The organism is Paenirhizobium selenitireducens ATCC BAA-1503, from assembly GCF_000518785.1.
Lineage (GTDB): Bacteria > Pseudomonadota > Alphaproteobacteria > Rhizobiales > Rhizobiaceae > Allorhizobium > Allorhizobium selenitireducens.
This window is the reverse complement of sequence record NZ_JAEG01000007.1, coordinates 211,492-225,203: the sequence shown is the minus strand read 5'-3', so window position 1 is coordinate 225,203 and position 13,712 is coordinate 211,492. Positions and strand designations below refer to the sequence as shown.

11 protein-coding genes and 1 pseudogene are annotated in these 13,712 nt (G+C 62.1%); 7 read left to right on the top strand and 5 right to left on the bottom strand.

Translation table 11 applies throughout. The annotated features are described in order from the left end of the window. The first annotated feature begins 70 nt into the window (after window positions 1–70). The gene (gene fabI, locus L867_RS0110835; protein WP_028736901.1) at window positions 71–889 is read left to right on the top strand and encodes an enoyl-ACP reductase FabI; all 819 of its coding nucleotides are present in this window, start codon (window positions 71–73) and stop codon (window positions 887–889) included. Window positions 890–912: 23 nt separating this feature from the next. Further along, window positions 913–1,503, top strand: a complete 591-nt coding sequence (locus L867_RS0110830; RefSeq protein WP_028736900.1) for a histidine phosphatase family protein — start codon at window positions 913–915, stop codon at window positions 1,501–1,503. Between the two features lie 26 nt (window positions 1,504–1,529). Here L867_RS0110830 and L867_RS0110825 read toward each other — a convergent pair whose 3' ends face one another. Next, complete coding sequence (locus L867_RS0110825) at window positions 1,530–1,790, bottom strand: DUF1344 domain-containing protein (protein ID WP_028736899.1); 261 nt, start codon at window positions 1,788–1,790, stop codon at window positions 1,530–1,532. A gap of 313 nt (window positions 1,791–2,103) precedes the next feature. Here L867_RS0110825 and L867_RS25050 point away from each other — a divergent pair, with 313 nt between their 5' ends. The 3 genes from L867_RS25050 to ribB all read left to right on the top strand — a co-directional run bounded on the left by L867_RS25050 (window position 2,104) and on the right by ribB (window position 6,902). Further along, window positions 2,104–4,554: a sensor domain-containing protein gene (locus L867_RS25050; RefSeq protein WP_232363918.1), complete on the top strand. Its 2,451-nt coding sequence runs from the start codon at window positions 2,104–2,106 to the stop codon at window positions 4,552–4,554. 139 nt (window positions 4,555–4,693) lie between these two features. Continuing rightward, window positions 4,694–5,788 carry a chorismate synthase gene (aroC, locus tag L867_RS0110815; protein ID WP_028736898.1) on the top strand — a complete coding sequence of 365 codons (1,095 nt, stop codon included), beginning with the start codon at window positions 4,694–4,696 and terminating at the stop codon, window positions 5,786–5,788. A gap of 13 nt (window positions 5,789–5,801) precedes the next feature. After that, window positions 5,802–6,902, top strand: a complete 1,101-nt coding sequence (ribB, locus tag L867_RS0110810) for a 3,4-dihydroxy-2-butanone-4-phosphate synthase (protein WP_028736897.1) — start codon at window positions 5,802–5,804, stop codon at window positions 6,900–6,902. Window positions 6,903–7,633: 731 nt separating this feature from the next. Here ribB and L867_RS0110800 read toward each other — a convergent pair. After that, on the bottom strand, window positions 7,634–8,497 hold the full coding sequence (locus L867_RS0110800) for a DMT family transporter (RefSeq protein WP_028736896.1): 864 nt from the start codon (window positions 8,495–8,497) through the stop codon (window positions 7,634–7,636). A gap of 111 nt (window positions 8,498–8,608) precedes the next feature. On the opposite strand from L867_RS0110800, the gene L867_RS0110795 reads away from it, so the two are divergent. Both L867_RS0110795 and L867_RS0110790 read left to right on the top strand, forming a co-directional pair. Continuing rightward, window positions 8,609–10,012 (top strand): aminotransferase-like domain-containing protein, encoded by a 1,404-nt coding sequence (locus tag L867_RS0110795; protein ID WP_028736895.1) that lies wholly within the window; start codon window positions 8,609–8,611, stop codon window positions 10,010–10,012. Between the two features lie 241 nt (window positions 10,013–10,253). Continuing rightward, window positions 10,254–11,177, top strand: a complete 924-nt coding sequence (locus L867_RS0110790; RefSeq protein ID WP_146086602.1) for a hypothetical protein — start codon at window positions 10,254–10,256, stop codon at window positions 11,175–11,177. Window positions 11,178–11,610: 433 nt separating this feature from the next. Here L867_RS0110790 and L867_RS26820 read toward each other — a convergent pair. The 3 genes and pseudogenes from L867_RS26820 to L867_RS0110770 form a co-directional block, all read right to left on the bottom strand. Further along, window positions 11,611–11,920: pseudogene (locus tag L867_RS26820) on the bottom strand (DNA glycosylase AlkZ-like family protein); the annotation flags it as partial. 8 nt (window positions 11,921–11,928) lie between these two features. Continuing rightward, window positions 11,929–12,267, bottom strand: a complete 339-nt coding sequence (locus L867_RS0110775) for a hypothetical protein (RefSeq protein ID WP_028736892.1) — start codon at window positions 12,265–12,267, stop codon at window positions 11,929–11,931. A gap of 152 nt (window positions 12,268–12,419) precedes the next feature. Then, window positions 12,420–13,607, bottom strand: a complete 1,188-nt coding sequence (locus L867_RS0110770; RefSeq protein ID WP_028736891.1) for a winged helix-turn-helix domain-containing protein — start codon at window positions 13,605–13,607, stop codon at window positions 12,420–12,422. Window positions 13,608–13,712: the final 105 nt, after the last annotated feature.

The following is a 13,712-nucleotide window of genomic DNA, read 5'->3' as shown; positions in this document are numbered from 1 at the left end:
GGCGCAATCTTGAACCGTGATGCCGGCTATGCCATAGGCAGGGTCAATCGAAAGTCTTAGGGAGCAAAACATGGCTCAAGGTTCCGGCCTTATGGCAGGCAAGCGCGGCATCATCATGGGCGTCGCAAACAATCGCTCGATCGCGTGGGGTATCGCCAAGGCCTGCCATGAACAGGGAGCCGAAATCGCTTTCACCTGGCAGGGCGAAGCGCTGAAGAAGCGCGTCGAGCCGCTGGCTCAGGAACTCGACGCCTTCATGGCCGGAGACTGCGACGTCACCAATCTCGACAGCATCGACGCCGTGTTCAAGAACCTCGAGGACAAGTGGGGCAAGATCGACTTCGTCGTGCACGCCATCGCGTTTTCCGACAAGGACGAACTGACCGGCCGCTACATCGAGACGACGCGCGACAACTTCGCCCGCACGATGGACATTTCCGTCTACTCGTTCACCGCGGTTGCCGCCCGCGCCGAGAAGATCATGAATGACGGCGGCTCGATCATCACGCTCACCTATTACGGCGCCGAGAAGGTCATGCCGCACTATAACGTCATGGGCGTCGCCAAGGCCGCGCTCGAGGCCTCCGTGCGCTACCTCGCCGTCGACATGGGCGGCCGCGGCATTCGCGTCAACGCCATTTCGGCCGGCCCGATCAAGACGCTGGCCGCGTCCGGCATCGGCGACTTCCGCTACATCCTGAAGTGGAACGAGTACAACTCGCCGCTGAAGCGCAATGTGACGACTGACGAAGTCGGCAAGTCTGGCATGTATCTCCTGTCCGACCTGTCGACCGGGGTGACCGGCGAGGTCCACCATGTGGATTCCGGCTATCATACCGTCGGCATGAAGGCGGTCGATGCGCCGGACATCGCCGTCGCCAAGGAATAGTCTCCAGTTCGAGGTCGCATGCCGTGCTCATCTATCTGATCCGTCACGGCCAGACCGACTGGAATGCCGAGGGCCGGCTGCAAGGGCAGAAGGACATCGGCCTCAACGAGAACGGACGACGCCAGGCGAGCGAGAACGGCAGACGTCTGGCGGAGGAACTCGCTGAACGTGCCGGCGCATTCGACTATGTCGCCTCCCCTCTCGGCAGGACCCGCGAGACCATGGAACGGCTGCGCGGAGCCATGGGACTCGACCCGCACGGCTATCGCACCGATCCCCGGCTGATCGAGCTGTCCTTCGGCGACTGGGAGGGATCGACCATTCCGGAGCTGCAGCGCGTCATGCCCGACAGGGTCGAGGCGCGCGCGCAGCACAAATGGGATTTCATTCCGCCGGGCCAGGATGCAGAAAGCTACGAGATTCTGTCATGGCGGGTGGGAGCATGGCTCACCGCGGTCGAACGCCCCACCGTCTGCGTCAGTCATGGCGGGATCGTCCGCAGCGTTTTCCGCATCGTCGGCGGCTGGAGCGGCGACAAGGCCTGCGACATGAACGTGCCGCAGGACCGTATTCTCAAGATCGATCGCGACGGCGGCCTGATCGGCTGGCTCTGACCAGGCGTTGAACCGTCATCAAACCCTTACTGAACGATTTCCAGGTCGTCGACGACGCGCTTGCCGTCAACCTCGGTGAAGAACACGATCACCTTCACGCCGCTTTCGAGGCCGTCGAAGTTGAACTCCTCGGGAAGCGAATAGGTCTTCCCGTCGTCCAGCACCAGACTCAGGCCATCGACGTTGACCGCCTGAATGGTCGCTTCGACATCGTCGCTTCCCGCCAGCACGCTGAGCGGCGAGAGAAAGCTCGCGGTCGCCAGAAGCACTGAAATCATCATACGCATGCGGGTTACCTTTGCCAGTCTCGACGGATTGAGGATGTGTCTCAAAATAGGCCTCCAGAATGTGGCAAAAATCGCCCGTAACAATGACATTTTCGGTGCGATTGATGAACGGAAATACGACGCGGTTCAAGCACCCGGGACGGGCATCGCAAGCTTTGCCCTACTTTTCCGGAGGTTTTCGCCTGAAGCGGGCATTGCAGCATGCGCCCCTCTTTGGCGCGAACGTATTGACGCGGCAATACTATTGCCGATTCAATTCTATATTAACCCTCGCGCTTTAGGATTACCTCACAAGCTTGGGGAACATCCTGAATTGACCGTCTTCAATCGATACCGGCAACGTAATGGGGGGCAGACGCCCGGCGCGGCCGTCTTTCTCGTCGTCTGCGCGCTCATCGTTTTGACGATCGTCACTGCCGGCCTCGTGCTCGATCTGCGCAGCGGCATCGTCGCCGGCCTCGCCATGATCGTGCCGGTGCTCTTCAGCCTCCACCTGCTGCGCGAGCGCAATCGCAACATCGTGCAGTTGAAGGCACGCGAGGAAAAGCTGCTCGACCTGTCGCGGCGTTTCGACCTCGCCATGGAAACGGCCAATATCGGCATCTGGGAAGTCGACAATGGCGACGACCTGCTGTCCTGGGACGCGCGAGCCGCCGCCCTGCACGGCTTTGCCCCGCAAGAGGGCTTTGACCACATCGCCCACTGGTACAAGATCATCCATCCCGACGACGTCCAGAGCGTCGAAGCCGCCTTCGCGGCACGGCTCCACGGCGACTCGACCGCGAGCTGGGACATCAGTTACCGGATCACATTGCCCGACGGCATGACTCGCCACCTGCGTTCGGTGGGCGCCCATTCGAGCGGCGCGAACGGCCCCAGGCGACTGACCGGCATCGTCTGGGACGTCACCAACGACACGCTCTTCACCCAGGCCCTTCGCGAGGCGAAGGCGACCAGCGACATCAAGAATGCTGAGCTGGAACTGGCGCTCGACGAACTGTCGAGCCGCGAACACGAACTCTCGGAACTCTCGCACAAGCTGGATCTGGCGCTCGCCTCCTACAATTGCGGCATCTGGGAAGGCGACCCGGTGACGACCACCGCGATCTGGGACGAGCGGATGCGCCAGCTCTACAACGTGCCGAACAGGAACCGGCCCGTGAGCCGGCACGAGTGGCTGTCATCCATCCACCAGGAGGACAGGCAGCCCGTGCAGCTTGCGACCAACCGGGCCATCGCCTCCGGCACGACCGTAAACACCACCCAACGCATTGTCCTGCCCAACAACGAATTGCGCTATGTCCGCTCGGTCGGCCAGGTGCATGTGGGCAAGGATGGCAAGAAGAAGATCATCGGCATTGCCTTCGACGTGACCGCCGACGCCCTGCTCGCGGAACAGCTCAGGGCCGCCAAGTCGGACGCCGACAGCCGCAATCTCGAACTGGAACTCGCCAAGAACCGCATCGAGTTCAATGCCCTGCACGATCCGCTGACCGCGCTCGCCAACCGCCGCAAGCTCGACATCGAGCTCGACGAACTGAGCCAGTCCGGCCGGAACCATCGCACCAAGTTCACCATCCTTCACCTCGACCTTGACCGGTTCAAGGAGATCAACGACACGCTCGGCCATGCGGCGGGCGACGCAATGCTGGTGCATGCCTCCAGGGTACTGACCCGCAACGTGCCGCGCGGCGATCTGGTGGCGCGGATCGGCGGCGACGAGTTCGTCGTTCTCGCCCGCAGGGCCGTCACGGCCGCGGAACTCTCGGAATTGTGCGAGCGGATCATCGTCGAGATCAACAAGCCGATCGATTTCGAGGGCTTTTCCTGCCGGTGCGGCATTTCGATCGGCATTGCCCAGGCCTCCGGCATCTCGCCCGACGCGCGCCGTATCCTCGTCAATGCCGACATCGCGCTCTACCAGGCCAAGGAGAAGGGCCGGAACTGCCACGAGTTCTTCACCCCCGACCTGCAGGCCAACATCGTTTCCAAGAAGCGCATGGCCGACGAGATCCTGACCGGGCTCGAACGCGACGAGTTCACCGTCTGGTACCAGCCGCAGTTCGAAACCGCGACGATGCAGCTTTCCGGTGCGGAAGCGCTGGTGCGGTGGAACCACCCGGACAAGGGCGTGATCGCCTCCAACCATTTCATCAAGGTCGCCGAAGAGCTGAACGTCATGGCGCGGATCGACCAGCTGGTGCTGGAAAAGACCCTGCGCGACCAGATGCGCTGGACGGCGCTCGGCGTGAAGGTGCCGCGCATCTCGGTCAACGTCTCGTCGAAGCGCCTGCACGACGCCACCCTCGTCGAGCAGCTGCATGGCCTTGCCATCGACCCGGGCGCCATCTGCTTCGAACTGGTGGAATCGATCTTCCTCGACGAGAGCGACGACGTCGTCACCGAGAACATCGAGAAGATCAAGGCGCTCGGCATCGACATCGAGATCGATGACTTCGGCACCGGCCACACCTCGATCCTCAGCCTGCTGCGGCTGAAGCCGAAGCGGCTGAAGATCGACCGCCAGCTCGTCATGCCGATCCTCAACTCGCCGCAGGAGCGCGCCCTGGTGCGCTCGATCATCGAGATCGCCCGTTCGCTCGGCGTCGAGACTGTGGCCGAAGGCGTCGAAAGCCTCGACCATGCGGGCCTTCTGCGCCAGCTCGGCTGCGACTACCTGCAGGGCTATGCCTTCGCCAAGCCGCTTCCCTTCGACGAGTTCAGCCGATTCACCAAGGGGTTTCCCCAGCGCAAGGCGTCGTGAACCGACGACAAATCCCGAACGCAGCGTTTCCAAGAAAGGCTTGTCGCGCTTGGGCCTTTTCCACTATGAGTGAGCCCCAACAAAAGCCGCGGCGGCACGGTGAGATCCCAGTGCCGCCCGAACGTTCCGGTGCTTAGCCATGTCGCACAATACCTTCGGTCACCTGTTCCGCGTCACCACCTGGGGCGAAAGCCACGGGCCGGCGCTCGGCGCGGTGGTCGACGGCTGCCCTCCGGGCATCCGTTTCACCCTCGACGACCTGCAGTCCTTCCTCGACAAGCGCAAGCCCGGCCAGTCGCGCTTCGTGACGCAGCGCCGCGAGGAGGACCTCGTCAAGGTGCTCTCCGGCGTGATGCCGCAGGACGACGGCTCGATGATTTCGACCGGAACGCCGATCTCGCTTTTGATCGAGAATACCGACCAGCGCTCCAAGGACTATGGCGACATTGCCAAGCGCTATCGGCCCGGCCATGCCGACTACACGTATGACGTCAAATACGGCATTCGCGACTATCGCGGCGGCGGCCGATCCTCGGCCCGCGAAACGGCGGCCCGCGTCGCCGCCGGTGCCCTGGCCCGCCTCGTCGTGCCCGGCGTTACCATTCGCGGCGCGCTGGTGCAGATCGGCAAACACAAGATCAACCGGACCAACTGGGACTGGGCCCAGGTGAGCGAAAACCCGTTCTTCGCGCCGGACCCGGAAATCGTTCCCGTCTGGGAGGCCTATCTCGACGAAATCCGCAAGTCCGGCTCCTCCGTCGGCGCCGTGGTCGAAGTGGTGGCCGACGGGGTTCCCGCCGGCATCGGCGCACCGGTCTACGGCAAGCTCGACCAGGACATTGCCAGCCTGCTGATGTCGATCAATGCGGTGAAGGGCGTCGAGATCGGCAACGGTTTTGGCGCGGCCGAGATCACCGGCGAGGAAAACGCCGACGAGATGCGCATCGGGCCGGACGGCAAGCCGGTGTTTCTCTCCAACCATGCCGGCGGCATTCTCGGCGGGATTTCCACCGGCGAACCGATCGTCGCGCGCTTTGCCATCAAGCCGACCTCGTCGATCCTCACCGAGCGGCGCTCGATCGATGCCGACATGAACGAGGTGGACGTGCGCACCAAGGGCCGCCACGACCCCTGCGTCGGAATCCGGGCGGTTCCTGTCGGCGAGGCGATGCTCGCCTGCGCCATTGCCGATCATTATTTGCGAGACCGCGGCCAGACCGGCCGACTGAAGTGACGAGGACTTTCCCATGAGCTATGACCAGAGCCGCGTCGTCGACGCCATCCGCGCCTTCGAGGCCGGCGAAATCGTCGTCGTCACCGATGACGACGACCGCGAGAACGAGGGCGACCTGATCGTCGCCGCCGTGCATTGCACCGCCGAGAAGATGGCCTTCATCGTGCGCCACACCTCGGGCATCGTCTGCGCCCCCATGCCGAAGGAGGAGGCCAAGCGCCTCAACCTCAACGCCATGGTCGCCGAAAACGACAGCGCCCACACCACCGCATTTACCGTGACCGTCGACTTCAAGCACGGCACGACGACCGGGATTTCCGCCGAGGACCGCACGCTGACGGTCCGTAACCTCGCCAACCCGAATGTCGGCCCGGCCGATTTCGTCCGTCCCGGCCACATCTTCCCGCTGGTCGCCCGCGAAGGCGGCGTTCTCATGCGCTCCGGCCACACTGAAGCCGCCGTCGATCTCTGCAAGCTCGCCGGCCTGCCGCCGGTCGGCGTGATCGGCGAACTGGTCAACGACAACGGCACCGTCAAGCACGGGCCGGAGGTTTTTGCCTTCGCCGAGGAACACGGGCTGAAGCGCGTTTCGGTCGCCGATCTGATCGCCTATCGTCAGCGCAAGGAAACCCTCATCCAGCTCGCTTCGAGCTTCAGCATCGAGACACCCTATGGCCCGGCCAAGGCGCATGCCTATTCCCTGCCCTGGGACCCGATGCAGCATCTGGCCGTCGTCTTCGGCGACATCCGCGACGGCGTCGACATTCCGGTGCGCCTGCATCTCGAGCATGTCGGCACGGACGTGTTCGGCAAGGACCGCCAGATCGACGAGATCATGAAGAAGATCGCCGCCAAGGGCCGCGGCGTCATCGTCTACCTGCGCGAAGGCTCGGTCGGCGTCGGCGTCTCGACCACGGCCCGCACCGGCCTGCACGAGCGCGAAGCCCACGAACAGGCACAGGCCCGCGACAGCGAATGGCTGGAAATCGGCCTTGGCGCGCAGATCCTCAAAAACCTCGGCGTCAGCTCGATCCGCCTCTTTGCCTCGCGCGAACGCCATTATGTCGGGCTGGAAGGTTTTGGTATCCGCATCAGCGGGACGGAGATCGTTTGAGGGGCCTCACCCAGGACGGTCAGATCATACGGGCCATGGCTATAGGCCCCGTTTACCGGCCTCGTTGATTTGACGGGCCGGTATTGCCTGCTCTCCGGTACTCGCTGAGCGCGTCATGAGGCCGGACATCGACAGTGCAATTGGATCGGTACACTCTGCCCAGATCGGAAATGATTTCGATACAGCAAAGGGCTTTCGCCGAACCCATCATGGAAAACGTGATGGACGCATCCGCGAGCCAGCTTCGGGGCATCGCATTTGCGTCCATCAGCCGCGCTATGGCTCGTCGATAGTAGGCAGCCGAAGCGGTAAATATGGCATATTCAGGCACAGTCGACCCGTCTTGCAGCTGAAACACCAATTGGTCTTCGCCGCGGGCCATCAGGAAGGCTGCGTATTGACCCAGGGCCCAGTATCCGTCCAGATCGTTGTATCTGCTGACAAAACTATCAAGAATGTCGTGACAGATTCCTCTGAACTGCTTTCTTCTCGGCATAGGAACTCTGGTTCGCGCGTTGCCCGGCGGTTTCGGGAAGAGTGGCAAAGCTACCGCACGGTTTCACAATTGCAACCCCGGATGCCGGCTCGATTGCGAGGTTGAACCGCAGATCCGTCACAGCCGGCATGCTCGCTCCATCCGGCCGCTCCGCTGCCCTCTTTCCGCGCCCTGAGAACTTCGCAAGCCGCACGCCAGCCTTGAAATCTGCCGCCGCCCCGCGCTGCGAAAAAGCTTATCGGGCGAAGCGTTTTGCCCCGGCGACGCAGGCCACCACGGCGGCGGTGACCGCGACCATGGATCCGCTCACCGCTTCGCCGAGCAGGCCGGCCGCCAGCACCAGGCCGAAGAAGGGCTGCAGCAGCTGCAGCTGGCCGACGGCGGCGATGCCGCCCTGGGCGAGGCCGCGATACCAGAAGACGAAGCCAATCAGCATGCTGAACACCGAGACATAGGCAAGGCCGAGCCAGGCCGGCTGGCCGGTTTCGGCAAAGGACGAAGGCATGGTGGCGAGCGCCAGCACGACCATGACCGGCAGGGAAAGCACGAGCGCCCAGGAAATGACCTGCCAGCCGCCGAGCGTGCGCGACAGTTTTGCGCCCTCGGCATAACCCAGCCCGCAGACGATGATGGCGCCGAGCATCAGCAGGTCGCCGACCGGCGCGGCGGTCACGCCCTGCAGCAGGGCGAAGCCGGCGACCAGCAGGCTGCCCAGCCCCGAAAACAGCCAGAAGGCCGGCCTTGGCCGCTCGCCGCCGCGCAGCACGGCGAAGCTGGCGGTGGCCAGCGGCAGCAGCCCGACGAAGACGATCGAATGCGCCGAGGTGACGTGCTTGAGGGCCAGCGCGGTCAGCAGCGGAAAGCCGACGACGACGCCCAGCGCGACGACGACCAGCGAAATCATCTCGCCCGGCTTCGGCCATTTCTGCCGGAAGACCAGCAGCAGGCCGAGCGCCAGCGCGCCGGCAATGGCGGCCCGCGCCACGGTCAGAAAGACCGGATCGAAATCGGCCACCGCCACCCGCGTGGCGGGAAGCGAGCCGCTGAAGATCAGCACCCCGAGAAAGCCGTTGATCCAGCCACTTGTCGTCTTGTCCATCAAAAATCCATCCTCGTCGATTGGACGTGAGGATAGGCGATCGCGGATGGATTTTTCAGAGACAGTGCATTACAGTTTTGCCGAACTGTAATGATCACGAGAGCAGTACACATGTTGGACAAGGTCACAAGCGACGGCGAAGACGGCACGCGCGTCGGCCGCGTCATGGGCGCTATCCGCCAGAGGATCGGCGGGCGCACGCTGGCGCCGGGGGCAAGGCTGCCGTCGATCCGCGGTTTTGCCAAGGTCATGGCGGTCTCCACCTCGACCGTGGTCGAGGCCTATGACCGGCTGGCGGCCGAGGGGCTGATCCAGTCGCGGCCGGGCTCCGGCTTCTATGTCGCCGGCCATCTGCCGCCGCTGGTGCTGGCCGAGATCGGCCCGAGGCTCGATCGCGCCGTCGACCCCTTCTGGGTATCGCGGCAGTCGCTGGAGGCCGGCGCGGACACGCTGACGCCCGGCTGCGGCTGGCTGCCGGCCGCATGGATGCCGCAGGACGAGCTGCGCCGCTCGTTGCGCCAGTTGACCCGGGTCGCCGACACGGTGCTTGCCGACTACGGCACGCCGCTCGGGCTGCCGCCGCTCCGCCAGCTCCTGTCGCGGCGCATGGCCGAGCGCGGCATACAGGCCGCGCCCGACCAGATCATGCTGACGGAATCGGGCACGCAGGCGATCGACCTGCTCTGCCGCTTCCTGATCGAACCGGGCGACACCGTGCTGGTCGACGACCCGTGCTATTTCAACTTCCTGGCCCTCTTGCGCGCCCACCGCGTCAAGGTCGTTAGCGTGCCCTATACCGCGACCGGCCCGGACATCGCGCTGTTTGCCGCAGCACTCACCGAACACCGGCCGCGCCTCTACATCACCAATTCGGCCTTGCACAATCCGACGGGTGCCACGCTTTCGCCGGCGACCGCCCACCGGCTGCTCAAACTCGCCGAGCAATCGGGCCTCACCATCATCGAGGACGACATCTTTGCCGATTTCGAGCCCGAGCCGGCGCCGCGCCTTTCCGCCTTCGACGGGCTGGACCGGGTGATCCATATCGGCAGCTTTTCCAAGACGCTCTCGGCGGCGGCGCGCTGCGGCTTCATCGCCGCGCGCCCGGACTGGATCGAAGGGCTGATCGACCTGAAGATCGCCACGAGTTTCGGCGGCAATCCCGTCTCCGCCGAACTGGTGCTGAACATCCTCAAGGACGGGACCTATCGCAAGCACATCGCCACCTTGCGCGACCGCCTGTCGCGCGCCACGGGCGAGACCAACAAGAGGCTCAGGGCGCTCGGCATCAAACCCTTCCTCGAACCGCGCGGCGGCATGTTCCTCTGGTGCCAGTTGCCGGACGGCCTCGACGCCGCCGACGTCGCGCGCCGCGCACTCGCCGACAAGATCGTGCTCGCCCCCGGCAACGTCTTCAGCGTCTCACAGACGGCGACGCGGTTTCTCAGGTTCAATGTGGCGCAGTCGAGCGATCCGCGGGTGTTTGCGGCGGTCGAGCGGGCGATGCGGGGGTGATGGGGGGGGGGTGGCGGGGTAATCTTGTGCGCAGAAAGGTTGTGCGGTCCGCAGCAGTCATGTTTGGTGGCGTTCGAGGAGGTGCCCACCATCATTGAAGCCTCGGCAACCGAGCTTTCTAGGATGGTCAGGGGAACACAATCTAAGCCCTTTCAGCCAACTTAAATGGTTGAGCAAAAGAATGATTGCAATCAACGCATAAATCGCCCAACTGGTAATGGGGTTGGTTTGGGGGCCAAGTATGGAAGAAAATAAGCAGACCGTGAATTGGTTCGTTCGCATCATGATAATTGCTCTGAGCATTATGCTTGGCGCGATGGTGCTGTACAAATTTGTCGCGATATCTCCCGAAGGGGAGATCAGCGCTGGTGTAGTATCCTTCATTTGCCTAATATTGGTTTTGGTATTGTCAGAGGCTTTCGATAGCTTTTCTATCGGAAAGATGATTTCTATTTCTAGAGAGGTAAAGAAGAAAGAGAAGGAAGTATCCAAGCTGGAGCTGCAAAATTCTCAGCTTCTTTCTCAGCTTATCGCCATCTCAAATAACCAATCTCAACACCAGCAGCATACGAACATCTATGGCGACTATCACACTGTCTCAACCGTTCAAAAAGCTACGGATCAAGAGGTGGAGGACAAGCAGACTGCTGAGGCATCAATTACTACTCCGCCAGCCGTAGAAAATGGCGGGGCAGTGGCGGGTCCTGCAATAGTTAGAACGGATTGGCGGCGAGCCGAAGAAATTGCCTTAAACAAGTACGTTCAGCAGAAAAAGATCGATCCTTTGAAGGTCATATCTGATGCAAAGCTCGTAAATCACTTCGAGGGCGTCGATCCAATCAGCAAAAGTAATTACATCTATGACGCGTACATAAGAGATACCGATAGTGAAACATTCGTAGAAATAAAAAATGAGAGAGTATTCAGCCCAATTCTCAGAGACAGGATTTATGTTTTGCTATCGAAGATAAACTATTACCGGAACTCGAAGCGGGTTGATGCCCACCTTGATCTTGTAATAATGAAGATTCCAGGGGAAGAGCCGTCGAGATTTTATTCAGACACACGCTTCTTTGAAAGCTTTTCTCCAGCCATCGCTAGCGGCTTGCTGAATGTTGTACTTATAGAATTCAGCGCTGATGAAGCGGCGACATTGAGAGAGTAATAGTGGATACGGCGAACGTTACCTTGGAGGTGATCACGAAGGAACTTATGTGCGGTGAGAGCGCTTCCATCATCCGCCTAAGCCTTGAATTTCTTGATCCTGCCAGTGACCCGTTTGCGTCTCTGCATCGCACATGAGCGCGGCACGTGCAGCTGAAATTATATCGGCGCTACATCTTCTCAATAATGCTTGTCAGAATCAAAATCCGCCTTCTGACGGTTTGAACACTGCATGAGTAACAGTTGCATCAGGAAGGAGATCTTCCCGAAAGCTTGTAAAACCTCACTGTTTGTTTCCGCAGGGGTATACGCCTACGGATCTTGTTCGCTCCTAGATTTTGGATGTCCGGTAGGGATCTGTACCACCATCGTATAGCTTCAGTAATGAACAAGATCCCAACGGCCACGCCTGCAGGCCCTGCCTGCCATCCCCCTCACCCCAGCCACCCATCCCTCAGCACCCCCGCTCCACCCCCGCGAACTTCGCCAGCCGCACCAGCTCCGCCTCCAGCTTCTCCAGCCGTCCGGCCGACGGTTTGACGCCCTTTTCCAGCCAGAGCCGTTTCACGTCGAGCACGCCTGCCTTGCGGTCCGCCTTCATGTCGATGTGGCCGATCAGGCGGTCGGATTCCAAGAGCGGAAAGACGTGTAGCCATATTCGCGCTTCGGTTCGGGGATAAAAATCTCGATGCGGTAGAAGAAGCCGAACAGGCGTTCGGTGCGGTTGCGGTTACGGATCAGCGGTCGGGCATTCACGTCACGAAAGGCATGATGTCCACGCCGCCACCCGGAAAGACGGTGAGATGCGGGTGGTCGAGGAACAGCCGTACGGCGGCATCGGCGGTTTCTGCCTCCACGACCAGATAGCCGCAGAATGGATTGCGGGCTTCGGTCACGCCGTGCTTCGTCACACGCGTCGTCTTGCCCACCATGCCACCGCGATCGAGAATGCATGCGGCATTGCGTTCCTCCCACGCCGCCCATTGTCGTACGCCCTCCGCATTGATGGCATCCTGCTCGGCCTTGGGCAGGTTTCGAAACGATGCGAAGTCTTCGGGCTTCATGGTGTAAACGGCAAGAAATCGGGGCATCGGCACTACCTCCTCCTGACTTGATGGCGATCAGTTTACAGGCCGGGCGGCGAAAATCACCCCTGGGATCCAGGAGGCGGGTGCGAGGCGTGGGATGGCCGATCTCAGCGTTAGGCGGAACATTGCCACCCGCTGAACCACTGGACCTCCCCTCACCCCAACCACCCGTCCCTCAGATCCACCCGCTCCACGCCCGCGAACTTCGCCAGCCGGACCAGCTCCGCCTCCAGCCTCTCCAGCCGCCCGGCCGAGGGTTTGACGCCCTTTTCCAGCCAGAGCCGTTTCACGTCGAGCAGACCCGCCTTGCGGTCGGCCTTCATGTCGATGCGGCCGATCAGGCGGTCGGATTCGAGCAGCGGGAAGACGTAGTAGCCGTATTCGCGCTTCGGCTCGGGCACGAAGATTTCGATGCGGTAGAAGAAGCCGAACAGGCGTTCGGTGCGGTTACGGTCGCGGATCAGCGGGTCGAAGGGGCTTAAAGTGCGGATGCGGGCCGGCGGCTCGGGCGGGTTCAGGAGCGCGGGCAGGCTTTCGGCAAGTGCGAAGGAGGCGCGCGGCTTGCCGTCGACCGTCTCGATCGAGACCTCCTCCAGTTCGGCGCGGTGATCCTCCACCCAGGCCTTCGCCTCCTGCGGGGTGACCAGATCGAAGAAGGCGGCGATTTCGCCATGGGTGGCGAAGCCGAGCCTTGTCAGCGCCTGCCGGCAGGCCCAGTCGATGAAAGCGTCGGGATCGACCTCGGCGGCAAAGTGTTCGGGCGGGATGACGCGCTCGGAAAGGTCGTAGACCTTCTGGAAATTGTCGCGCCCGGCGATCGCCAGCTTGCCGGTGTGCCAGAGGAATTCGAGCGCGGTCTTCGACGGATGCCAGTTCCACCAGCCGCCCGACTTGTGGTCCTCGGCTTTCACCTCGCGCGCCATGATCGGGCCGCGTTCGCGGATCTTCTCATAGGTCTCGTCGAAGGCCTGGTCAAAACCCTCGCCCTGCCATTTCGCCCAGTTTTCCAGGATGCGGGCCTCGCGCCTGACGAAGCGGTGCTTCCAGTAGGGAAAGAAGGCGGACGGGATGATCGAGGCGTCGTGCGTCCAGTGCTCGAAGAGCGTGCGGTCCTTTTCCAGAAGGGCCGTCAGGTGTTCCGGCCGGTAGGTCTGGTTGCGGGAAAAGAGGATCTGGTGATGGGCGCGCTCGACGGTCGCGATGCTGTCGACCTGGACGAAGCCGAGGTCGTGGATCAGGTCATAGAGCCCGGCCTTGCCCAGCGCCCGCTGCGGCGGGCGGGACAGCCCCTGCCGCTCAAGGAAGATTTTTCGAGCCTGGATGTTGGAAAGGGGAATCGCCATGGGGAGGGAGGGTAGAGGATGTTCATGATATGTTCAATGGTCGATGCGAGGTTTGGTGCTCCTGTTTCGCCGCACGGGTCGGCACAATTGCCCCTCACCCCGCCC

What these genes read in the sequence shown, in the direction of transcription:
- fabI (WP_028736901.1), top strand. Translation starts at nt 71, where the DNA reads ATGGCTCAAGGTTCCGGCCTTATGGCAGGCAAGCGCGGCATCATCATG.
- L867_RS0110825 (WP_028736899.1), bottom strand. Translation starts at nt 1,790, where the DNA reads ATGCGTATGATGATTTCAGTGCTTCTGGCGACCGCGAGCTTTCTCTCG.
- aroC (WP_028736898.1), top strand. Translation starts at nt 4,694, where the DNA reads ATGTCGCACAATACCTTCGGTCACCTGTTCCGCGTCACCACCTGGGGC.
- ribB (WP_028736897.1), top strand. Translation starts at nt 5,802, where the DNA reads ATGAGCTATGACCAGAGCCGCGTCGTCGACGCCATCCGCGCCTTCGAG.
- L867_RS0110800 (WP_028736896.1), bottom strand. Translation starts at nt 8,497, where the DNA reads ATGGACAAGACGACAAGTGGCTGGATCAACGGCTTTCTCGGGGTGCTG.
- L867_RS0110795 (WP_028736895.1), top strand. Translation starts at nt 8,609, where the DNA reads ATGTTGGACAAGGTCACAAGCGACGGCGAAGACGGCACGCGCGTCGGC.
- L867_RS0110790 (WP_146086602.1), top strand. Translation starts at nt 10,254, where the DNA reads ATGGAAGAAAATAAGCAGACCGTGAATTGGTTCGTTCGCATCATGATA.
- L867_RS0110775 (WP_028736892.1), bottom strand. Translation starts at nt 12,267, where the DNA reads ATGCCCCGATTTCTTGCCGTTTACACCATGAAGCCCGAAGACTTCGCA.
- L867_RS0110770 (WP_028736891.1), bottom strand. Translation starts at nt 13,607, where the DNA reads ATGGCGATTCCCCTTTCCAACATCCAGGCTCGAAAAATCTTCCTTGAG.